General features: G+C 71.6%; 19 protein-coding genes. 11 read left to right on the top strand and 8 right to left on the bottom strand.

What is annotated here, in order from left to right; genetic code table 11:
* Window positions 1-125, bottom strand: a 125-nt coding sequence (locus tag KBY32_RS34555) for a biotin carboxylase N-terminal domain-containing protein (protein WP_210982650.1), incomplete at its 3' end; no start/stop codon positions are given.
* Window positions 126-520: 395 nt separating this feature from the next.
* Between KBY32_RS34555 and KBY32_RS34550 the strand changes: the two genes are divergently transcribed.
* The gene (locus KBY32_RS34550) at window positions 521-1000 is read left to right on the top strand and encodes a hypothetical protein (RefSeq protein ID WP_055621710.1); all 480 of its coding nucleotides are present in this window, start codon (window positions 521-523) and stop codon (window positions 998-1000) included.
* On the opposite strand, the gene KBY32_RS34545 is transcribed toward KBY32_RS34550, so the two are convergent.
* From KBY32_RS34545 to KBY32_RS34535, 4 genes are all read right to left on the bottom strand, one after another.
* On the bottom strand, window positions 969-1589 hold the full coding sequence (locus KBY32_RS34545) for a nucleoside triphosphate pyrophosphatase (RefSeq protein WP_210982847.1): 621 nt from the start codon (window positions 1587-1589) through the stop codon (window positions 969-971). The two genes, KBY32_RS34550 and KBY32_RS34545, sit on opposite strands and share 32 nt — an antisense overlap.
* A gap of 31 nt (window positions 1590-1620) precedes the next feature.
* Entirely contained in the window at window positions 1621-1749 is a 129-nt protein-coding gene (gene mmpB / locus KBY32_RS35760) for a morphogenic membrane protein MmpB (protein WP_258873140.1), read from the bottom strand.
* A 106-nt stretch (window positions 1750-1855) separates the two neighbouring features.
* On the bottom strand, window positions 1856-2065 hold the full coding sequence (locus KBY32_RS34540) for an acyl-CoA carboxylase epsilon subunit (protein ID WP_055621712.1): 210 nt from the start codon (window positions 2063-2065) through the stop codon (window positions 1856-1858).
* Between the two features lie 17 nt (window positions 2066-2082).
* On the bottom strand, window positions 2083-3669 hold the full coding sequence (locus KBY32_RS34535) for an acyl-CoA carboxylase subunit beta (protein WP_210982846.1): 1587 nt from the start codon (window positions 3667-3669) through the stop codon (window positions 2083-2085).
* A 111-nt stretch (window positions 3670-3780) separates the two neighbouring features.
* On the opposite strand from KBY32_RS34535, the gene KBY32_RS34530 reads away from it, so the two are divergent.
* Both KBY32_RS34530 and KBY32_RS34525 read left to right on the top strand, forming a co-directional pair.
* Window positions 3781-4641 carry a biotin--[acetyl-CoA-carboxylase] ligase gene (locus KBY32_RS34530; RefSeq protein ID WP_210982845.1) on the top strand — a complete coding sequence of 287 codons (861 nt, stop codon included), beginning with the start codon at window positions 3781-3783 and terminating at the stop codon, window positions 4639-4641.
* A gap of 203 nt (window positions 4642-4844) precedes the next feature.
* Complete coding sequence (locus KBY32_RS34525) at window positions 4845-5969, top strand: adenylate/guanylate cyclase domain-containing protein (protein ID WP_055621715.1); 1125 nt, start codon at window positions 4845-4847, stop codon at window positions 5967-5969.
* A gap of 16 nt (window positions 5970-5985) precedes the next feature.
* On the opposite strand, the gene KBY32_RS34520 is transcribed toward KBY32_RS34525, so the two are convergent.
* On the bottom strand, window positions 5986-6486 hold the full coding sequence (locus tag KBY32_RS34520) for a hypothetical protein (RefSeq protein WP_210982844.1): 501 nt from the start codon (window positions 6484-6486) through the stop codon (window positions 5986-5988).
* 1310 nt (window positions 6487-7796) lie between these two features.
* Between KBY32_RS34520 and KBY32_RS34515 the strand changes: the two genes are divergently transcribed.
* The 3 genes from KBY32_RS34515 (at window position 7797) to hutH (ending at window position 11435) form a co-directional block, all read left to right on the top strand.
* Window positions 7797-8597, top strand: a complete 801-nt coding sequence (locus KBY32_RS34515) for an enoyl-CoA hydratase/isomerase family protein (RefSeq protein WP_210982843.1) — start codon at window positions 7797-7799, stop codon at window positions 8595-8597.
* A gap of 80 nt (window positions 8598-8677) precedes the next feature.
* Window positions 8678-9826 (top strand): sensor domain-containing diguanylate cyclase, encoded by a 1149-nt coding sequence (locus tag KBY32_RS34510; protein ID WP_055621718.1) that lies wholly within the window; start codon window positions 8678-8680, stop codon window positions 9824-9826.
* A 70-nt stretch (window positions 9827-9896) separates the two neighbouring features.
* Window positions 9897-11435, top strand: coding sequence for a histidine ammonia-lyase (hutH, locus tag KBY32_RS34505; protein ID WP_210982851.1), 1539 nt, complete (start codon window positions 9897-9899; stop codon window positions 11433-11435).
* Window positions 11436-11490: 55 nt separating this feature from the next.
* Here hutH and KBY32_RS34500 read toward each other — a convergent pair whose 3' ends face one another.
* Both KBY32_RS34500 and KBY32_RS34495 read right to left on the bottom strand, forming a co-directional pair.
* The gene (locus tag KBY32_RS34500) at window positions 11491-12288 is read right to left on the bottom strand and encodes a hypothetical protein (protein ID WP_210982842.1); all 798 of its coding nucleotides are present in this window, start codon (window positions 12286-12288) and stop codon (window positions 11491-11493) included.
* Window positions 12289-12330: 42 nt separating this feature from the next.
* Entirely contained in the window at window positions 12331-12675 is a 345-nt protein-coding gene (locus KBY32_RS34495) for a hypothetical protein (RefSeq protein WP_308293819.1), read from the bottom strand.
* A 109-nt stretch (window positions 12676-12784) separates the two neighbouring features.
* Between KBY32_RS34495 and KBY32_RS34490 the strand changes: the two genes are divergently transcribed.
* The 5 genes from KBY32_RS34490 (at window position 12785) to KBY32_RS34470 (ending at window position 20492) form a co-directional block, all read left to right on the top strand.
* Window positions 12785-13150: a hypothetical protein gene (locus KBY32_RS34490; protein ID WP_247690407.1), complete on the top strand. Its 366-nt coding sequence runs from the start codon at window positions 12785-12787 to the stop codon at window positions 13148-13150.
* A 220-nt stretch (window positions 13151-13370) separates the two neighbouring features.
* Window positions 13371-14615 (top strand): Ig-like domain-containing protein, encoded by a 1245-nt coding sequence (locus KBY32_RS34485; RefSeq protein ID WP_055621722.1) that lies wholly within the window; start codon window positions 13371-13373, stop codon window positions 14613-14615.
* A gap of 157 nt (window positions 14616-14772) precedes the next feature.
* A complete protein-coding gene (locus tag KBY32_RS34480) occupies window positions 14773-16245 on the top strand; it encodes an ABC transporter permease (protein ID WP_115507366.1) in 1473 nt (490 codons plus the stop codon).
* Window positions 16246-16292: 47 nt separating this feature from the next.
* Entirely contained in the window at window positions 16293-16976 is a 684-nt protein-coding gene (locus KBY32_RS34475) for an ABC transporter ATP-binding protein (RefSeq protein ID WP_210982840.1), read from the top strand.
* A 195-nt stretch (window positions 16977-17171) separates the two neighbouring features.
* Window positions 17172-20492 carry a S8 family serine peptidase gene (locus KBY32_RS34470; protein ID WP_210982839.1) on the top strand — a complete coding sequence of 1107 codons (3321 nt, stop codon included), beginning with the start codon at window positions 17172-17174 and terminating at the stop codon, window positions 20490-20492.

Below are 20492 nucleotides of genomic sequence, written 5' to 3'. Positions count from 1 at the left end.
CGGACATGCAGAGCGTCCCGGTCCGGTTCCGCGTAGACGGCCACGCTGGCGATACCGGCATCCCGGCAGGCCCGGGCCACGCGGACAGCGATTTCGCCACGGTTGGCGATGAGCACCTTGCGCACGATTGAGGCTCCCTCCTTGAAACAAGCCGAGTTTAGGGACTGCCGACACGGCACTTCGACCCGTCCCCAGTGGTGACCTTGCCCACACGGAGCGTGATTCCGGGTCGGTGCACCCTGCGAAATCCCATGTCGCGCCTCGGCACGCAGGTCTCTCCCGGAAAACCCTAGCCCTCCGCTGTGGTCAAGGTCTCTGTCATCACGTGCTGCGGGCCACTCGGTTTCTTTGTGGAATCCCTACGAATGGCCCAATGATTCTTTGCCCCCGCCCGAACCCTTGTCCCGCGGTTTACCCGTTAGTAGCGTTCGCGATGTCTCGATACGTACTTGGGGTAACAGCGGCCGCGCCCGGATCGGGCCGGCGCGGCGCTCGGCTAGCTCGGAAGTGGGTGGGACCGGTGGTACGCAGGCCGGTGGCGTGGGTCGTGGCGGTCGTGCTCTTCGTCGAGGCGCTCGGCATCGGGGCGCTGAACTGGTTCCTCGGGATCGTCGTCGACCGCCAGGACATGTCCCTGGCCGGTCTGGATCCTGACGTGATGTCGATGTCCTCGAAGGTGGGCGGTGTCGTCTTCGGCGCTTACTTCGCGCTGTGCGGCCTGGTCGCGCTGCTCGTCGCCCTGCGCGACCGCGCTCCGGCCGGACTCGGGCGTGTCCTGCTGATCAGCGCCGCCGTGGTGCACGCCCTGCTGGGCGCGTTCACCTGGGGCCTGGTGGGCTGGACGGCGTTCCTCTTCATGGTCGTCGTGTTCGCCCTGATCGTGCTCGTGCTGATGACGTACGACGGCCGGAGCGCGCCTGAGCGGCCCGCCGACGCCGCTCCCGCAGGGGACGGCGACGGCTCGCCCGTCACGCCCCCGCCGGCGCCCACAACTCCGTGATACCGACGCCGAGCCGGCCCAGCAGCCGCCGCACCAGGGGCAGGCTGATGCCGATGACGTTGCCGTGGTCGCCCTCGATGCCGTCGATGAACGGGGCCGAGCGGCCGTCCAGGGTGAACGCCCCGGCGACGTGCAGCGGTTCGCCGGAGGCCACGTAGGCGGCGATCTCGTCGTCGGTGGGGTCGCCGAAGCGGACGACCGTGGAGGCGGTCGCCGAGGCGTAGCGGCCGCTCTCGGTGTCGTAGACGCAGTGGCCGGTCTGCAGGGTGCCCGCGCGGCCGCGCATCGCCTTCCAGCGGGCGGTGGCCTCCTCGGCGTCGGCCGGCTTGCCGAGTGCTTCGCCGTCGAGGTCGAGGACCGAGTCGCAGCCGATGACGAGGGCGCCCTGGACGTCGGGCCGGGCCGCCACGACGGAGGCCTTCGCCTCGGCCAGCGCGAGGGCCAGCTCGGCGGGGGTGGGGGCGGTGACGGCGTCCTCGTCGACGCCGCTCACCAGGACCTCGGGGGCCAGTCCGGCCTGGCGCAGGAGATTGAGCCGGGCGGGGGACTGGGAGGCGAGAACGAGTCGGCGGCGCGGCTGATCAGTCATGCCGTCAGCGTATCGGCGCGCCCGGCGGTGCTCACCTCAGCCCGATCACGATCATCGTCAGGACCATGGCCAGTGCCATGAGAACGCCCAGCCGCCGCAACCTGACCTGCATCTCGCGCAGTTCCTCGGGCGGCTCGTTCTCGGGGTCGGACCACAGCATGCCTTCCATCGTCGGGCGGACGCGGAGGCCTGCGCCTGAGTACGCGTACTCAGGTTTCGGGCCACGGCTTCGGCGGTCACCGAAGCCGTGGCGGCCGTACGGCCGGCTAGCCGGGCCAGTACGTCCTCGCCCAGGAGGACGGGCCCGGCTGGGGCAGCCGGTGTGCGGCGATGCGGGACGGGTCCGACCACCCGTCCCGCGGCTCGGGTGCGCCGGGCGGCACGGCTGCCGCCGCCGCGGCGCGGGCGCGGACCACCGCCAGTGCGGCGGCCAGCTCCTCCGGTGTCGGGTTGCCCCGGACCACCTTGATGTTCATGACGGCTCCCAGCGGGACTAGAGGGGGATGTTGCCGTGCTTCTTCGGAGGCAGGGATTCCCGCTTCGTCCGCAGCTGACGCAGGCCGCGCACGATGTGCAGACGGGTGTCGGACGGCATGATCACCGCGTCGACGTATCCGCGTTCGGCCGCGACGTACGGGTTGAGCAGGGTGTCCTCGTACTCCTGCATCAGCCGGGCGCGGGTCGCCTCCGGGTCGTCCGACTCGGCGATGGTGCGGCGGTGCAGGATGTTGACGGCGCCCTGCGCGCCCATCACGGCGATCTGCGCGGTCGGCCAGGCCAGGTTCAGGTCGGCGCCCAGGTGCTTGGAGCCCATGACGTCGTAGGCGCCGCCGAACGCCTTGCGGGTGATCACGGTGATCAGCGGGACGGTGGCCTCGGCGTAGGCGTAGATCAGCTTGGCGCCGCGGCGGATGATGCCGTCGTGCTCCTGGTCCACGCCCGGCAGGAAGCCGGGGACGTCGACGAAGGTCAGCACCGGCACGTTGAACGCGTCGCAGGTGCGCACGAAGCGCGCGGCCTTCTCCGAGGCGGCGATGTCCAGGCAGCCCGCGAACTGCATCGGCTGGTTCGCGACGATCCCGACCGGCCGGCCCTCGACCCGGCCGAAGCCGGTGACGATGTTCGGCGCGAACAGCGCCTGCGTCTCGAAGAACTCGGCGTCGTCCAGGACGTGCTCGATCACCGTGTGCATGTCGTACGGCTGGTTCGCGCTGTCCGGCACGATCGTGTCCAGCTCGCGGTCCTCCTCGGTGACCGCGAGGTCCGCCTCCTCCGGGAACGCCGGCGGCTCGGACAGATTGTTGGACGGCAGGTACGACAGCAGCTGCTTGACGTACTCGATGGCGTCCTTCTCGTCGCCCGCCATGTGATGGGCCACGCCGGACGCGGAGTTGTGGGTGCGGGCGCCGCCCAGCTCCTCGAAGCCGACGTCCTCACCGGTGACGGTCTTGATGACGTCCGGGCCGGTGATGAACATGTGGCTGGTCTGGTCGACCATGACCGTGAAGTCGGTGATCGCGGGGGAGTAGACCGCGCCGCCCGCGCAGGGACCGACGACCAGGCTGATCTGCGGGATCACACCGGAGGCGTGGGTGTTGCGGCGGAAGATCTCGCCGTACGCGCCGAGGGAGGCCACACCCTCCTGGATGCGGGCGCCGCCGGAGTCGTTGATGCCGATGACCGGGCAGCCGGTCTTCAGCGCGAAGTCCATGACCTTGACGATCTTCTGGCCGTAGACCTCGCCGAGGGCGCCGCCGAAGACCGTGAAGTCCTGGGAGAAGACGGCCACCGGGCGCCCGTCGACCGTGCCGTAGCCGGTGACGACGCCGTCGCCGTAGGGGCGGTTCTTGTCCAGCCCGAAGTTGGTGGAGCGGTGCCGGGCGAACTCGTCGAGCTCGACGAACGACCCCTCGTCGAGGAGGAGCTCGACGCGCTCACGGGCCGTCAACTTGCCCTTGGCGTGCTGCTTCTCGACGGCGCGTGCGGAGCCGGCGTGCGTCGCTTCCTCGATGCGGCGCTGGAGATCCGCGAGCTTGCCCGCAGTGGTGTGGATGTCGATCTGCTCTTCCGGCTCTGACATCGGGATCGCGGCTCCCTGCCTGCTCAAAAGGGGGGACGGTTACTCATCCGTAGAGTAGTGGGGGGCCTGCGGATCAGCAGTGCGGCGTTTCACACACCTAGGGTGGCTTGCATGACGCCGCGAGATGCATCAGACGACAGCCGTTGGTCGGACCTGGACCGTCCGCCGCTCAACGCCGCCGCGCTGCGCCGGGGGCTCGTCCGCGAGGGCGGGCTCTGGGAGGAGGTGCGGGTCGTGGCGCGCACCGGCTCCACCAACACCGACCTGGTCGCGCTGGCCGCGAAGGGCGAGGCCCGCGAGGGCACGGTCCTCGTCGCCGAGGAACAGACGGCCGGCAAGGGCCGCCTCGACCGCGACTGGACGGCACCGGCCCGCTCCGGGCTGTTCTTCTCCGTCCTGCTGAACCCGGCCGAGGTGCCGGTGACCCGCTGGGGGTGGCTGCCGCTGCTCACCGGAGTCGCCGTGGCGACGGGGCTCTCGCGCGCGGCGGGCGTGGACACGGCACTCAAGTGGCCGAACGACCTGCTGCTGACCGTCGCCGGCGAGGAGCGCAAGGCCGGCGGCATCCTGGCCGAGCGGGCCGGCGACGAGGGCGTCGTCATCGGAGTCGGCATCAACGTGACGCTGCGCGAGGACGAGCTCCCGGTGCCCCAGGCGGGCTCGCTGGCGCTCGCCGGGGCCGTCAGCACCGACCGGGACCCCCTGCTGCGGGCCGTGCTGCGGTCCCTGGAGGAGTGGTACGGACGGTGGCGGGGCGCGGGCGGCGACCCGGAGGCCAGCGGACTCCAGGAGACGTACGCGGCGGGCTGTGCGACGTTGGGCAAGCGGGTACGGGCGGAGCTGCCGGGAGACCGGGCGATCATCGGGGAGGCGGTCGCCCTCGACGGCGACGGGCGGCTCGTGATCGCGACCGGGGAGGGCGTGCAGGAACCCGTGGGCGCCGGCGACATCGTGCACCTGCGCAAGGCCTGACGGCGGCCGTACGGGTATCCGGGGCGCGAAACGGAAGCCCGGCGCGGGCGGCGTGCGCCGGATCGGACCACGGCCGCCGGGGTACCTCACCAGCGGCGGTACGGCAGGGTCGGCTTTCCCCGACGGAGTGAGCTGGCGCACACCTGCCGTAAAGTGAAGGCCGGTCGCTTACTGGACCGCGGCAGATCGGAAGGGCAGCAGGCGTGACCGTCGACGACACGGGCTCCGGCGGGGACGGCCGCGTGGACCCCCACGCCGCCGAACCGGGCGAGGACCCTCTCGCCCTGCGCCTGGAACAGCTCATCCTCGGCGCCGAGCGGCGCTACACCCCGTTCCAGGCGGCCCGCAGCGCCGGTGTCTCCATGGAGCTGGCCTCGCGGTTCTGGCGGGCCATGGGCTTCGCCGACATCGGGCAGGCCAAGGCGCTGACCGAGGCCGACGTACTGGCGCTGCGGCGCCTGGCCGGTCTGGTCGAGGCCGGACTGCTCAGCGAGGCCATGGCGGTGCAGGTGGCCCGGTCCACCGGGCAGACCACGGCCCGGCTCGCGGAGTGGCAGATCGACTCCTTCCTGGAGGGCCTGACCGAACCGCCCGAGCCCGGGATGACCCGCACCGAGGTCACCTATCCGCTGATCGAGCTGCTGCTGCCGGAGCTGGAGGAGTTCCTCGTCTACGTCTGGCGGCGCCAGCTGGCCGCCGCCACCGGCCGGGTCGTGCAGGCCGCCGACGACGAGGAGATGGTGGACCGGCGGCTGGCCGTGGGCTTCGCCGACCTCGTCGGCTTCACCCGGCTGACCCGCCGTATGGAGGAGGAGGAGCTCGGCGAGCTCGTCGAGGCCTTCGAGACCACGGCGGCCGACCTGGTGGCCGCGAACGGCGGCCGGCTGATCAAGACCCTCGGCGACGAGGTGCTGTACGCCGCCGACGACGCGGGGGTCGCCGCGGAGATCGCGCTGCGGCTCATCGAGACCATGGCGAACGACGAGACGATGCCGGAACTGCGGGTCGGCATCGCCTTCGGCACGGTGACCACCCGGATGGGCGACGTCTTCGGTACGACGGTGAACCTCGCGTCCCGGCTGACCTCGATAGCCCCCCGCGACGCCGTCCTCGTGGACAGCGCGTTCGCGGAGGAGCTGATCCGGACCGGCGAGGCCCCCGCCTCGGAGGCCGAGGCGGCGGAGGCGGCCGCCACCGCCGAGAAGGAGGGCGAGGAGCCGCCGGCGTACCGGTTCGCGCTCCAGCCGATGTGGCAGCGGCCGGTGCGTGGCCTCGGCGTCGTGGAGCCTTGGCTGCTGACGCGGAGGACGCCCGCCGGGGAGGAGTGACCTCGGCCCCGGCTTCCTAGCCCCGGTTGGGGGAGCCGAAGAGATCGACACAGAGCCCGATGACCGGCACGCAGATGCCGCGGTCGTCGGGCTCCGACGGTTGCGGGGCGGGTGTCTGCGAGGCGCTGGGGCGGGGCGCGGGCGGTGGCTGCGCCGGTGTGGTGGGCGAGGGGCGGGACGGCTCCGTGGTGCCGGTGCCGGTGCCCGGTGGGGCCTGGGGCGGGCGCACGGGTGCGGGGGCGTCGCCCGTCGAGCCGGGGGCTTCCGGCTGCGCCGCCGTCGCCGACGGGGTCGGTACGAGGATCGAGCCGCCGGTGGGTGTGGTGCCCTGGCCGCCCATGGCCGAGGTGGCGGACGGGCTCGGGTGCGCACGGTCCGACGGCGCGAGCGTGGCGGCGGCCCTGGTGGAGCGGTCCCGACCGGTGCCGGGGTCGTCGGCGTCGATGGCGAGCTCGGGCACATCCGCGGGCTCGGCGGGGCCCAGCCCCGGGATCCCGGTCTCCGGCGCCAGCCGCATGAGGCTGAGCGCCCCGGCGGCGAGTGCGATGCCTCCGGCGGCGAGGAGTGCTTTTCGGTGAGGGCGGCGCCGGTGGCGGCCGCGGGGGGTGAAGAGACGGGTGGGGGTGGAGGGCTCGTCGTCGCCGGCCGGGGAGTCGTCGATGACGCCTGCGGGCTCTTGCGGGAGCGGATTGGGGGTCGGGGTTGTTTGGTCCGGCTTCGGCTTCTTGGCTGTGGGCGGTGCCGGTGTCTCGTGCGGCTGCTGACCGGCGGCGGTGGCTGTGGAGGGGTGCGGTGCCTTGTCGGGGTGCGAAGCCCGGCGGGGCGTGGCTGCGGTGCTGGGCGCGGGCGATGTCGGCGCCGCGCCTGCGGGGTGCGGCTGCTGGGCCCGTGGCTCGGTGGCGGGCGTGGCTTTCTGCGCGGCCCTGTTCTTGGCCGCGGGTGGGGTGGGCTTGGCTGCCGGGTCCCGATCCCGGCCGGGCTTGGCTGTGGCGCCGGTGGCCGTGGCTGTGGGTGATGTCGGTGCGGGGACTGCCGGGTGTGGCCGGTTGGTCTGTGGCTCGGAGGCGGGTGCAGCCTTTTGCGGCGTCCCGGTGACGCGCGGGGTGGGCTTGGCTGCCGAGGGGCGCGATGCCTTGGCCGGGTCCCGATCCCGGCTGGGCTTGGCTGTGGCGCCGGTGGCCGTGGCTGTGGGTGATGTCGGTGTGACGTCTGCCGGGCGTGGCTGCTGGGCCCGTGGCTCGGTGGGGGGTGCGGTCTGCTGCTGCGTCCCGGTGTTGGCCGCGCGCGGGGTGGGCCTCGTGGTGGTGGGCTCATTGCCTGCCGGGTGTGGCTGCTCGGGGACTGGGCCGGGGGAGGGCGGGGTCTGGTGTGCCTTCGTCGCCAGGGGCATCGGCTTCGCAACGGTGGCGGCTGCGCTTCCCGGTGTCCCCGTGCCGTACGTCGTCTCCTCGGTCGGCTTCGGCGGCGTCGTGCCGCTCGCGGCGGGGGCCTGCTCCCGTGGGCCGGGCCCGGACGCGTCCGGGGGCGGACCGGACGGTTCCGTGGCTCCCTCGGACGTGGGCCGTATCCGGCCCGGTTCACCCGTCCTCGGGCTGTTCGTCTTGTTGCCCATCGCGACCCCTCCCAACGCGCCTGTACCCCCGAGGCGCCGTGGTTTCGGGCACGTTATGCGGTGCTGTGGGGGATGGGGCGGGACTTGGGTGGGATGTCACTCGAACGGGTGTCGGGGCCTGGCCCCGGACCCGGGCGCGGCGGGCCTTTCGCCGGCGGGGCCGGGCTGCGATGATCGGGGCGAGTGTTGTTAACCCGCGTTAACCGGAGGGTGTCATGAGTGAGGAGCGGTTCGGGGAGTTCGTCCTGGTGCGGCGGCACGGGGACGGGCATGTCGCGGAGCTGGCCCTCGACCGGCCCAAGGCCATGAACGCCGTCTCGACGGAGATGGCGCGGTCGATCGCGGGTGCCTGCGCGGCGCTGGGCGCCGACCGTGACGTACGGGTCGTGGTGGTCACCTCCACGCACGATCGGGCGTTCTGCGTCGGGGCGGACCTGAAGGAGCGCAACTCCTTCAGCGACGCCGACCTGGTGCGCCAGCGCCCGGTCGCGCGCGGGGCGTACACGGGCGTGCTGGAGCTGCCCGTGCCGACCGTCGCGGCCGTGCACGGCTTCGCGCTGGGCGGCGGTTTCGAGCTGGCGCTGTCCTGCGATGTGATCGTGGCGGACCCGACGGCCGTGGTGGGCCTGCCCGAGGTGTCGGTCGGCGTGATCCCCGGGGGCGGCGGTACGCAGTTGCTGCCGCGCCGGGTCGGGGCGGCCCGGGCGGCCGAGCTGATCTTCACCGCGCGCCGTGTCGAGGCCCTGGAGGCCCGTGAGCTGGGCCTGGTCGACGTCCTGGTCGAGGAGGGGCGCGACCGCGAGGAGGCGCTGGCGCTGGGCGCCCGGATGGCCGGGAACTCGCCGGTGGGCCTGCGGGCCGCGAAGAAGGCGCTGCGCCTGGGCTTCGGGATGGATCTGCGGGCCGGGCTGGAGGTCGAGGACGCGGCCTGGCGGTCGGTGGCGTTCTCCGGGGACCGCGCGGAGGGCGTGGCCGCCTTCAACGAGAAGCGCAAGCCCCAGTGGCCGGGGGAGTGAGCGGGAAGCGTCCGCCCGGGTGGGCGCCCGTTCGCCACACCAATGTCCCAAACCCTGGCAAAGCTCCCTAGCCTGGGGAGATGGGTGAGGACAGACGGCTCGCGGCCGTGGTCGCGTTGGCCCAGGGGATGGCGGCGGCGCACACCCCGCGCGAGTCCTGGCGGGCGGCGGCACTCGGGGCGTGCCGGGCGCTGTCGGGGAGTTTCGCCGCGCTGTCGGTGTGGGAGCGGGAGCTCGGACGGCTGCGGGTCCTCGTGAACGTGGGGGACCGCACTCAGGGCGAGGAGGAGTTCCCCGCCGAGGAGACGTATCCCGTCCATCAGTTCCCGGAGATCACCGAGTTCCTGCACGAGCGGTGGGCCGCCGGCGGTGAGCCGGACGCCTGGGTGGAGACGGCCGAGGGGCCCTCGGCGGGCGACCCCGGGTACTGCCATCAGCGGGTCGCCGCGCTGCGGCGGCGCGGCCGCGGCTGCTGTGTGGTCGCGCCGATCGTGCTGCACGGACGGGCCTGGGGCGAGCTGTATGTGGCCCGGCCCGCGGGGGTCCCTGTCTTCGACCGCGGCGACGCCGACTTCGCGACCGTGCTGGCCTCCGTGGTGGCCGCCGGGCTCGCGCAGACCGAGCGGCTGGAGGAGGCCCGGCGGCTGGCGTTCACGGACGCCCTGACCGGGCTGGCCAACCGGCGTGCCGTCGACGTCCGGCTGGAGGAGGCCGTCGAGCGGCACCGGGTCGACGGGGTCGTCGTCTCGCTCGTCGTCTGCGATCTGAACGGGCTCAAGCGGGTCAACGACACCCAGGGTCACGCCGTCGGTGACCGGCTGCTGGAGCGGTTCGGGTCGGTGCTGTCGCTGTGCGGGGCCATGCTGCCGGGGGCGCTCGCCGCGCGCCTCGGGGGCGACGAGTTCTGTCTGCTGGCCGTCGGCTGCCCGGCGGACGACGTCGTGAAGGCCGCCGACCAACTGTGCAGGCGTGCGGCCGAGTTGGAGCTGGGGGAGGGCGTCGCATGCGGGGTCGCGTCCACCGAGGACCCGATCGGTACGGTGCGCAGCGCGCGGCGGCTGTTCCGGCTCGCGGACGCCGCCCAGTACCGGGCGAAGGCGGAGCGGGCGGAGCGGCCCGTGGTCGCGGGGCGGCAGGGGCCGGACGATCCCGTGGTGCGGCTCGCGGACGCCGAGCCGTCGGGGGAGGGTGCCGTGGAGCGGCGGCGGTTCCGCGGGCGGGTGCCGTGACGGTAAGGGGTGGAAGGGGCATCCACTAGTGACATCCTCGTCTTCACTGCGTACGCTCCTGAATATGGATATGCACACTGTGGTGGTGGGGACGTCCGGGGTCACCGCGTCCGACGTCCTCGCCGTGGCACGCGGCGGAGCCCGCGTCGAGCTGTCGTCGCAGGCGCTCGCGGCCCTCGCCGCGGCGCGCGAGATCGTGGACGCGCTGGCGGCCAAGCCCGAGCCCGTCTACGGCGTCTCCACCGGTTTCGGTGCCCTCGCGACCCGGCACATCAGCCCCGAGCTGCGGGCCCAGCTGCAGCGCAACATCGTCCGCTCGCACGCCGCGGGCATGGGCCCCCGGGTGGAGCGCGAGGTCGTCCGGGCGCTGATGTTCCTGCGTCTGAAGACCGTCTGCTCGGGCCACACGGGCGTACGGCCCGAGGTCGCGCGGACGATGGCCGACGTCCTCAACGCCGGAATCACGCCCGTCGTCCACGAGTACGGCTCCCTCGGCTGCTCCGGCGACCTCGCCCCGCTGTCGCACTGCGCCCTCACGCTGATGGGCGAGGGCGACGCCGAGGGCCCCGACGGCGTCGTACGGCCCGCCCGCGACCTGCTCGCCGCGCACGGCATCGAGCCCGTCGAACTGCGCGAGAAGGAGGGCCTCGCCCTCCTCAACGGCACCGACGGCATGCTCGGCATGCTGATCATGGCCCTCGCCGACCTCGACACGCTGTACAAGTCCGCCGACGTCGCCGCCGCCCTGTCGCTGGAGGCGCTCCTCGGCACCGACCGGGTGCTCGCGCCCGAGCTGCACGCCATCCGCCCGCACCCCGGGCAGGGTGCCTCCGCCGCCAACATGGCCGCCGTGCTGAAGGGTTCGGAGCTCACCGGGCACCACCAGGACGACGCGCCCCGCGTCCAGGACGCCTACTCCGTGCGCTGCGCCCCGCAGGTCGCCGGGGCCGGGCGGGACACCATGGTGCACGCGCGGCTGGTCGCCGAGCGTGAACTCGCCTCGGCCGTCGACAATCCCGTGGTGCTGCCCGACGGACGCGTGGAGTCCAACGGCAACTTCCATGGCGCGCCCGTCGCGTACGTCCTGGATTTCCTCGCCATCGCCGCCGCCGACCTGGCCTCCATCGCCGAGCGCCGCACCGACCGGCTGCTGGACAAGAACCGCAGCCACGGGCTGCCGCCGTTCCTCGCGGACGACGCGGGCGTCGACTCGGGCCTGATGATCGCCCAGTACACGCAGGCCGCCCTGGTCGGTGAGATGAAGCGGCTGGCCGTGCCCGCCTCGGCGGACTCCATCCCGTCGTCCGCGATGCAGGAGGACCATGTCTCGATGGGCTGGTCGGCGGCCCGCAAGCTGCGCACCGCCGTCGACAACCTCGCGCGCGTCCTCGCCGTCGAGCTGTACGCGGCCACGCGCGCGATAGAGCTGCGCGACGGGCTCACCCCGGCGCCGGCCTCCCGTCAGGTCATCGACGCTGTCCGGGCGGCGGGTGTTCAGGGCGCAGGGCCCGACCGGTTCCTGGCTCCGGACCTCGCCGCGGCGGACGCGTTCGTGCGCACCGGGCAGCTGGTCGCGGCCGTGGAGAAGGTCACCGGCCCGCTCCAGTGACGGCGAAGGGGCCCTGCCGCGCTCGCGACAGGGCCCCTTCCGCTGTGCGGGACCGCTACTTGAGCTTGGCGGTCTGCGCCTCGACGACAGCGGCCGGGACCGTGTACGCCTTGCCCGTCGTCGCCAGGCCGATGTTCATCGTGTAGTAGGTGACGATGGTCGAACCGTGGCGCACCACCAGGCCGTGCGTGGTGGACTTCTCGCCCTCGTCGTCCATGACCACCTTGAACGCCACCGACTCGTCGCCGGTGCCGGCCGCCTTCTCCGCGGCGACCTCAGTGATCTTCTGCTCCGTGCCCTGCGCGGTCGCGGAGAAGCCCTTCGCGCAGCTGTCGATCGCGTCCGACACCGACGTGAAGGTCTGCTCGGCGCCGTCACCCTCGTACGACGACAGGCTCACGGCCGTCATGTCGAGGCTCATCGCGTCCGTCAGCGCGTCCTGAATCTCGTCCTCCGTCAGATCCTCCAGGGACTTGGAGGCGCCGGCGGCGGGCTTCTTCTCCTGCTTCACCATGGCGGACGCGCTCGCAGCCGCGTCACCGGGCGCGAGCCCGGCCATGGTGTAGGCGATCGGCGCGCACTTGGCGTCCGCCGCCTTGACCTCGTCCCTGAACTTGGGCAGTTGGTCGGACGAGGCGTCCACCTCGTACCCCTCGACTTCGCCCTCGGCGATGATCGCGCTCTTGACCTCGGCGGCGGTGAGCGCCTTCGCGGCCTTCGTCTCCTTCGAGGACTGCCCGTCCGACCCGTTCGACGAGTCGTCAGACCCCCCACCGCAACCCGTGACAAGGGCGAGCGACAGCGCGCTCACGGCAACCGTGGCGGCTGCGCGCACGCCCGATGATCTCTTCATGATCGGACTATGAAGGTCCGGTCAAAGGATCGTCAAGATCTTTCAGAAGCCGAGGTGTTCGCGGCGCACCGAGTAGGCGACGAATCCCGCGCCGAGCGCGAGGAAGGCGGTCCCGCCCACGATGTACGGCGTGGTGTCGAAGCTTCCGGTATCGGCGAGCCGGGTTTCCTGCGGGTCCTCGGCGGTGCCGTCCGTGCTGGTGGAGGCGGCGCGGGCCTGCTGGGTGACCTGGACGGAGGGGCTCGCGGTGGGTTCCGTTCTCGCCGGTTCCTCGCCCGTGGCGTTGGCGGAGGGAACGAACCACAGGGCGCCCAGCAGGGCCCCCGCGGCGGTGGCGGTCAGCAGCGATCGGCGTGCGGTGGACGACGATCGGTGAGCGGCGGACACGGAATATCGATCCCCTTGTGCTACTGGCGAATTGGCCGTGTGGGCCGATGGTAGTGAAAGTCGCGGGTCACGGGAAAGTCACGGGAGAAATGAGCCGTACGCTCCGGGTATGAGTACACCGGAAAACACGCGTTTTGTACGGCTTCGTCTGGAGCTTGTCCTGGAAGTGGACGACGAGGGGGCCCTCCGGGACGCCGCGCTGCGGCGCATCGAGGGCGAGGCGGCCGAGGGCGGTCTGCCCGACGAGGAGCGGGCACACGCCGAGGCCGCTGTGACGGAAGACACTGCGGAGGCGCTGGCCTATCTCGTGGATCCGTTCGACCTGGTCAGTGAGGTGCCGGGGATCGAGCTCACCCAGGCCTCCTGGTCGAGCGAGAGCATCGACTACGACCCGGATTCGCCCGAGTGGGACCTGGGCGAGGATGATGGCGAGGAGGAGGACTTCGACGACGAAGAGCCCACGCGGGCCGGCTGAGACGTCTTGGGGAAATCGTGACCCCGGACGGCAACCGCCGCCCGGGGTTCCGTCGTCTCATGGGGCGCGCGTACCGCGATCAGCACCACCGGCCACGGCCGAGGTGGTGTGCCCCACACATGGCAGGGATGTGGAACGGGACGAACCGGTCGTAGCGTTGAAGATCCTTGACGGGGACTCTCGGGCGTTTGGGGATTCGGGAACGATGGAGAAGCGTGTGATGACGAACAGCAAGCGGCGCAAGGGCCTGGCGGCCGCGTCCGCTCTGCTCGGCGGTGTCCTGGTGCTCTCGGCCTGCTCGGGCGGCGGCGACGACGCCTCCGGCGGTGGCGACACCTCGCAGGCCAAGGTCGACGAGGCTGCCGCCAAGAAGACCTCCGAGGCGCAGATCAAGATCACGCCCAAGGACGGCACCGACAACGCCTCCATCAACAACTCCGCCGCCGTCACCGTGAGCAAGGGCTCGCTCACCGAGGTGACGATGAAGACCGCCGACGGCGCCGCCGTCGAGGGTCAGATATCGGCGGACAAGACCAGCTGGAAGCCCAGCGGCCCGCTGAAGCGCTCGACCACCTACAAGATCACGGTGACCGCGAAGGACGCCAAGGGCCTCGAGGCCCACGAGAACGGCTCCTTCACCACCGTCTCCCCGGACAACAGCTTCCTCGGCTACTTCACGCCGGAGGACGGCTCCACCGTCGGTGTCGGGATGCCCGTGTCGATCAACTTCGACAAGGCGATCACCAACAAGGCCGACGTGCAGAAGGCCGTCACCGTGAACTCCACCAGCGGCCAGGAAGTCGTCTGCCACTGGTTCAACGACAAGCGCATGGACTGCCGCCCCCAGGACTACTGGAAGGAAGGCTCCACGGTCACCCTGAAGATGGCCCTGGACGGCGTCGAGGGGGCCGAGGGCGTCTACGGCGTCCAGCAGAAGACCGTCACCTTCAAGATCGGCCGCAACCAGGTCTCGTACGTCGACGCGAAGACCAAGCAGATGCGGGTCACGCAGGACGGCAAGGTCGTCAAGACCATCCCGATCTCGGCAGGCTCCCCGGAGAACAAGACGTACGAAGGCGTCATGGTGATGTCGGAGATGTTCAAGGAGACGCGCATGAACGGCGCGACCGTGGGCTTCACCGACGACGACGGCAAGGGCGAGTACGACATCAAGGACGTGCCGCACGCCATCCGCCTGTCGACCTCCGGCACCTTCATCCACGGCAACTACTGGGGCGCCAAGTCCATCTTCGGCAGCGTGAACACCAGCCACGGCTGCGTGGGCCTGTCCGACACCAAGGGCGCCAACGACAAGGGCACCGCCGGCTACTGGTTCTTCAACAACTCCATCGTCGGTGACGTCGTCGTCGTCCAGAACACCGGCGACAAGACCATCGCCCCGGACAACGGCCTCAACGGCTGGAACCTCGGCTGGGAGCAGTGGAAGGCCGGCTCCGCCGTCTGACCCACCCCCGTCCCCCTCGCACCATCCGATGCCCCCTCTGGCTCTCCAGAGGGGGCATCGGCGTTTTCCGGGCCCCACCGGCCCGCGCGGGCGCTTCTCATCCGCCTCTTATCGCGGGCTTATCGCTTCATCAGGCGCGGCACCTAGCTTGCGGCGCATGTTCTTCACCTATCTGAGGCGCGAGCTGCGCCGCCGCAGAAAGGCGGCGCTCGTCGTCGCCTCCGGGCTCGCACTCGGCATCGCGCTGGTCATCGTGGTCTCCTCCGTGTCCTCCGGCATGAGCAAGGCCCAGGACAAGGTCCTTCAGTCCCTGTACGGCCTGGGCACGGACATGACCGTCACCAAGGCCGCCGAGCCCGCGGCGAGCGCCTCCGAACGTCCGCGCTTCCGGTTCGACGCCCGGGACGACGACTCCGGCGAGGAGCAGTCCAGCGACCGCGTCATGGTCCAGGGCTTCCAGACCCTGTCCGCCGCCACCGTGACGAAGGTCGGCGAGCAGGACGGCGTCGCCGACGCGGTCGGCGGTCTCAGCCTCCAGGTCCTCAAGGTGAGCGGCGAGTTCACCCGCGGTCAGTTCCAGCAGGACGGGGACAGCGGGCAGCGGGGCGGACCGCCCGGGCAGGGCGGCGACGGACAGCCGCAGGGCGAAGTGCGCGGCGGCGGCGCCGACTTCGACGTCAACAGCTACACCGTCTACGGCGCCGACGTCACCCGGACCGGCATCGGACCGCTGACCTCCTCGAAGATCACCAGCGGCCGTACCTTCAAGGCGGCCGAGACCGACGCGAAGGTCGTGGTCGCCGACACCTCCTACGCCAAGGAGAAGAAGCTCAAGACCGGCTCGACCGTCACCGTCAAGGGCACCAAGTTCAAGGTGATCGGCATCGCGACGCCCGACAGCGGGGACGCGGCCGCGAACCTGTACATGCCGCTGAAGCGGGCCCAGACCCTCGCCGACGCCAAGGACAAGGTCACCACCATCTATGTGCGGGCGAGCGACTCGCAGCGCATCGAGTCCGTCAAGTCGGCCATCCAGAAGAACGTCTCCGGTACCACGGTGACGACCTCCGCCGACCTCGCGGACACCGTGTCCGGCTCCCTGTCCACGGCGTCCTCGCTCGCCACCCGCGTCGGCACCTGGCTGTCCGTCGCGGTGCTCGTCGCGGCGTTCCTGGTGGCCGGGCTGCTGACCTCCTCGGCGGTGTCGCGCCGGGTGCGGGAGTTCGGCACGCTCAAGGCGCTCGGCTGGAAGTCGGGCCGGGTGACCCGGCAGGTGGTCGGCGAGGCCGTCGTCAACGGGCTGCTCGGCGGCGTCCTCGGTATCGCGGTCGGCCTGGCCGGCGCCTACGCGGTCACCGCGATCAGCCCGACGCTCCAGGCGGAGCTGGGCGGCGGCGCCGGCGGTGGCGGCGGCATGGGCGGTCCCGGCGGCGGGGGCGGCTTCGGCGGCGGACCCGGACGGGAGAGCGCGTCCCGGACCCTGGACGTCGCCCTGACCGCGCCGGTCAGCCTGACCACGGTGGCCCTGGCGGTCGGTCTGGCGGTGGCGGGCGGCCTGATCGCGGGCGCGTTCGGCGGCTGGCGGGCGTCGCGGCTGCGCCCCGCGGACGCCCTGCGCCGCGTCGAGTAGCGGCCGGACCGACGCGCACCACCCCCGTACCGACCCAGGAGCCCACCATGTACGAACTCAGGAACGTCATTAAGCGCTACACCCGCGGCAAGGACACCGTCCTTGTCCTCGACGGGATCGACCTCGCCATCCCGGACGGCGACCGCCTCGTCATCCAGGGCCCCACCGGCGGCGGCAAGTCCACGCTGCTGCAGATGCTCGGCGGTCTCGACCGGCCCAGCTCCGGCGAGGTCGTCCTCGACGGCACCGACCTGGCCGCGCTCCCCGAGGCCCGCCTCACCCGGGTGCGCAGCGAGAACATCGGCTTCGTCTTCCAGTCCTTCAACCTCATCCCCACCCTCACCGCCCAGGAGAACGTCGAGACCGCGCTCGTCCCGCTCGGCCTGAAGGCTCGTGAACGGCGCGAGCGGGCCGCCGAGGCGCTCCACTCGGTGGGCCTGGGCGAACGGCTCGGGCATCTGCCGTCCGAGATGTCCGGCGGCCAGCAGCAGCGGGTGGCCGTCGCCCGCGCTCTCGTCAAACGCCCCAAGGTGCTGCTCGCCGACGAACCCACCGGAAACCTCGACGAGTCGATGCGCGACGAGATCATGGACGTGCTCGAACAGATGTGGCAGGAGCTGGGGTTGACGTTCATCATGGTCACCCATGACTCGGCGATCGCCCGGAAGGCCCCGCGGCTGGCGACCATCCGCAAGGGACGCATCACCGTCAAGGAGAACGCCAAGGCCTAACCCGGCGACTGAGTAACGGAGTTGGGCCCGTCGCGTAACAGTCGCCCGGCGCGCGGGCCAACTCCGCACGTTCCCTTGAGGCGTGAGACAACCCCTCGGCATACTGCGTGATCCGGGGGGCGGCGCACAGGCGTCCGGGACCACCTCCGGACGCGTGATCCGGGACCCCACCCGGATCCTCTGCAAGGGGGATACGTGCGCAGACACGTCAGACGAGCATGCGCGGCCGCCGTCGCCTCGGCGGCCGCCCTCGCCCTCGCCGGGGGCACGATCGCCCCGGCGTCCGCCCAGCCCGACGAGGGCCCGCCGTCCGCCGCCACGAGTCCGTCCGCCGCCTCGCCGCTCCCGCAGCGGGTCACCCTGATCACGGGCGACCGGGTCTCCGTGGACGCCGAGGGCCGGGTCGTAGGACTGGAGCGGGCGAAGGGCCGCACCCACATACCCGTCCAGATACGCAAGACGGACGGGCACACCCTGGTGATACCCGCCGACGCCGTCCGGCTCGTCGCCGACGGCACCCTCGACCGGCGTCTGTTCGACGTCACCGAACTGACCAGATCCAGGGCCCACGCCTCCGGCAGACAGGGCCCCAAGGTCATCGTCGGCTACCGGGGCGCCGCCGCCGGAGCCAAGGCGGACGTCCGGGACGCGGGCACCCTGCGCCACACCCTGAAGTCCCTGAACGCGGACGCCGTGCAGACCACGGACCGGGGCGCGCCCGGCCTGTGGGACGCGCTCACCGACGGCGGCCGTACCGCGTCCGGCATCGCGAACGTCTGGCTCGACGGCGTCCGCAGGGCCAGCCTCGACAAGTCCGTCGCGCAGATCGGCGCACCCAAGGCATGGGCCGCCGGATACGACGGCAAGGGCGTGAAGATCGCCGTCCTGGACACCGGCGTCGACGCCACCCACCCGGACCTCAAGGGGCAGGTGGTCGCCGCGAAGAACTTCAGCCCGGCCCCCGACGCCACCGACAAGGTCGGGCACGGCACCCATGTCGCGTCCATCGCGGCGGGCACCGGAGCCAAGTCCGGCGGGAAGTACAAGGGCGTCGCGCCCGGCGCCGGCATCCTCAACGGCAAGGTCCTGGACGACGAGGGCTACGGCGACGACTCCGCGATCCTCGCCGGCATGGAGTGGGCCGCCGAACAGGGCGCGCAGATCGTCAACATGAGCCTGGGCGGCACCGACACCCCGGAGGTCGACCCGCTGGAGGCGGCCGTCGACAAGCTGTCCGCCGAGAAGGGCGTCCTGTTCACCATCGCCGCGGGCAACGCGGGCCCGGAGTCCGTCGGTTCGCCCGGCAGCGCGGACGCCGCGCTCACTGTTGGCGCCGTCGACGGCAAGGATGTCCTCGCCCCCTGGTCCAGCACCGGCCCCCGGGTGGGCGACGGGGCGGTCAAGCCGGACGTGACCGCGCCGGGCGTGGACATCACGGCCGCCTCCGCCAAGGGCAGCGTCATCGCGCAGGAGGTCGGGGAGAACCCGCCCGGCTATGTGACCATCGAGGGCACCTCGATGGCGACCCCGCACGTCGCGGGCGCGGCGGCGATCCTCAAGCAGCAGCACCCCGACTGGACGTACACCGAGCTGAAGGGCGCGCTGACCGGTTCCGCGAAGGGCGGCGCGTACACGCCGTTCGAGCAGGGCGCGGGCCGCATCCAGGTCGACAAGGCCATCAAGCAGAACGTGATCGCCGACCCGGTGTCGGTGAGCTTCGGCACCCAGCAGTGGCCGCACACCGACGACAAGCCGGACGCCCGGAAGCTGACGTACCGCAACCTCGGCACGAAGGACGTCACGCTCGACCTCACCGTGAAGGCCACCGACCCCAAGGGCCACGCGGCCCCGGCGGGCTTCTTCACGCTGGGCGCGGCCAAGGTGACGGTCCCGGCGGGCGGCAGGGCCACGGTGGACCTCACCGTCGACACCCGGCTGGGCGGCACCGTCGACGGCGCCTACACCGCGTACGTCACCGCGACGGGCGGCGGGCAGAGCGTCCGTACGGCCGCCGCGGTGCAGCGCGAGGTGGAGTCGTACGACGTCACGGTCAAGCACATCGACCGTGACGGCAAGCCCGCGCCCGAGTACAACACGGCCCTGATCGGCTTCTCCGGCCTGGCGAACGAGCGCTACTACCAGGTGCCCACGGACGCCTCCGGCACGGTCAAGCTGCGCGTCGCCAAGGGCACGTACCTGATGGACGCCTGGATCGCCAAGGACCTGGCCACCATGGAGGGCGGCCTCGACTGGGTGGTCCAGCCCAAGCTGAACGTCACCCGGAACACCACCCTGACCATCGACGCGCGCACCACGAAGTCGGCCGACATCACCGTGCCGGACCCGCGGGCCAAGCCGGTGTTCGCCGCCTCCGGCTACTTCTACGACACGGCGGGCATCGGCATCGGTGCCGGCATGGACTCCTTCGCCGACCTGCGCATGGCCCACCTGGGCCCGGAGATCGCGAGCGGTCTGACGCAGACCTGGAACGCCCAGTACACCAAGGGCGCGGCCACCGAGTACGACGTCGCCACCACGGCGAAGGTCAAGAAGATCCAGGGGCACAAGGTCCGCCACTTCACGGCGGGCGAACTGGCCAAGGTGACGAACGGCCTCGGAGCCGCCGCACCCGGCAAGACCGGCGGCCTGCTGCCCGTCGGATTCCTCCCCGACGACGTCGTGTTCGCCACGCCGGTGGAGCAGAAGCTGCCCGGCACCCGGACGCTGTACGTGTCCACGTCCGACGACATCCAGTGGACGTTCGACCTGGAGCAGTACGCCGGGCGGGACGCCGACGGCCTCGGGATCGTCGACGCCTTCTACACACTGGGCGACCCGCAGACCTTCAAGGCGGGCACGAGCTACGCGAAGACGTTCAACACGGCCGTCTTCGGCCCGCACATCAACAAGGACTACGGCCTGTTCCGCGACGGCAACGACATCTACGGCTTCCTGCCGCTGTTCGCCGACGCCAACAAGCACGCCGGGTCGTCCGACGTCACCTCGGTCACCACGAACCTCTACCGCAACGGCACCAAGATCGGCACCAACGCCGATCCGCTGCTCGGTGAGTCGTTCAAGGTGCCCGCGGGGGAGGCCGAGTACCGGCTGACGACATCGGTGAAGCGGAGCGTCAGGGTCGCCGCCGCCTCCACCCGGATCGACGCGAGCTGGACGTTCCGTTCCAAGAAGCCGTCCGGTGACCAGGTGGCCCTCCCGGCCTCCACCGTCCGCTTCGGCGCGAAGACCGGGCTGGACAGCCGCGCCGAGGCCGGCAAGAAGGTCACCTTCCCGGTCACCGTCGTCGGCGCCGCGTCGGGCCGCAACCTCAAGTCCCTGCACGTGTATGCGTCGTACGACTACGGCCAGACCTGGACGAAGCTCGACGTGCGCGACGGCAAGGTCACCGTGAAGAACCCCGCCAAGGGCAAGGGGATCTCCTTCCACGGCAAGGTCACCGACAAGAAGGGCAACAAGGCGACGATCTCCCTCTACAACGCCTACTACGGCAAGTAG

Source organism: Streptomyces sp. RK62 (assembly GCF_018070255.1).
GTDB classification, from domain to species: domain Bacteria; phylum Actinomycetota; class Actinomycetes; order Streptomycetales; family Streptomycetaceae; genus Streptomyces; species Streptomyces nigra.
Note: the sequence above shows the minus strand (reverse complement) of the source record. Positions and strands in the feature narration are given on the sequence as shown.

Excerpts from the sequence above, each read along its gene's own strand:
- KBY32_RS34545 (WP_210982847.1), bottom strand. The coding sequence starts at position 1,589 with ATGACTGATCAGCCGCGCCGCCGACTCGTTCTCGCCTCCCAGTCCCCC.
- mmpB (WP_258873140.1), bottom strand. The coding sequence starts at position 1,749 with ATGCTGTGGTCCGACCCCGAGAACGAGCCGCCCGAGGAACTGCGCGAG.
- KBY32_RS34540 (WP_055621712.1), bottom strand. The coding sequence starts at position 2,065 with ATGAACATCAAGGTGGTCCGGGGCAACCCGACACCGGAGGAGCTGGCC.
- KBY32_RS34535 (WP_210982846.1), bottom strand. The coding sequence starts at position 3,669 with ATGTCAGAGCCGGAAGAGCAGATCGACATCCACACCACTGCGGGCAAG.
- KBY32_RS34530 (WP_210982845.1), top strand. The coding sequence starts at position 3,781 with ATGACGCCGCGAGATGCATCAGACGACAGCCGTTGGTCGGACCTGGAC.
- KBY32_RS34520 (WP_210982844.1), bottom strand. The coding sequence starts at position 6,486 with ATGCGGCTGGCGCCGGAGACCGGGATCCCGGGGCTGGGCCCCGCCGAG.
- KBY32_RS34515 (WP_210982843.1), top strand. The coding sequence starts at position 7,797 with ATGAGTGAGGAGCGGTTCGGGGAGTTCGTCCTGGTGCGGCGGCACGGG.
- KBY32_RS34510 (WP_055621718.1), top strand. The coding sequence starts at position 8,678 with ATGGGTGAGGACAGACGGCTCGCGGCCGTGGTCGCGTTGGCCCAGGGG.
- hutH (WP_210982851.1), top strand. The coding sequence starts at position 9,897 with ATGCACACTGTGGTGGTGGGGACGTCCGGGGTCACCGCGTCCGACGTC.
- KBY32_RS34500 (WP_210982842.1), bottom strand. The coding sequence starts at position 12,288 with ATGAAGAGATCATCGGGCGTGCGCGCAGCCGCCACGGTTGCCGTGAGC.
- KBY32_RS34490 (WP_247690407.1), top strand. The coding sequence starts at position 12,785 with ATGAGTACACCGGAAAACACGCGTTTTGTACGGCTTCGTCTGGAGCTT.
- KBY32_RS34485 (WP_055621722.1), top strand. The coding sequence starts at position 13,371 with ATGACGAACAGCAAGCGGCGCAAGGGCCTGGCGGCCGCGTCCGCTCTG.
- KBY32_RS34480 (WP_115507366.1), top strand. The coding sequence starts at position 14,773 with ATGTTCTTCACCTATCTGAGGCGCGAGCTGCGCCGCCGCAGAAAGGCG.
- KBY32_RS34475 (WP_210982840.1), top strand. The coding sequence starts at position 16,293 with ATGTACGAACTCAGGAACGTCATTAAGCGCTACACCCGCGGCAAGGAC.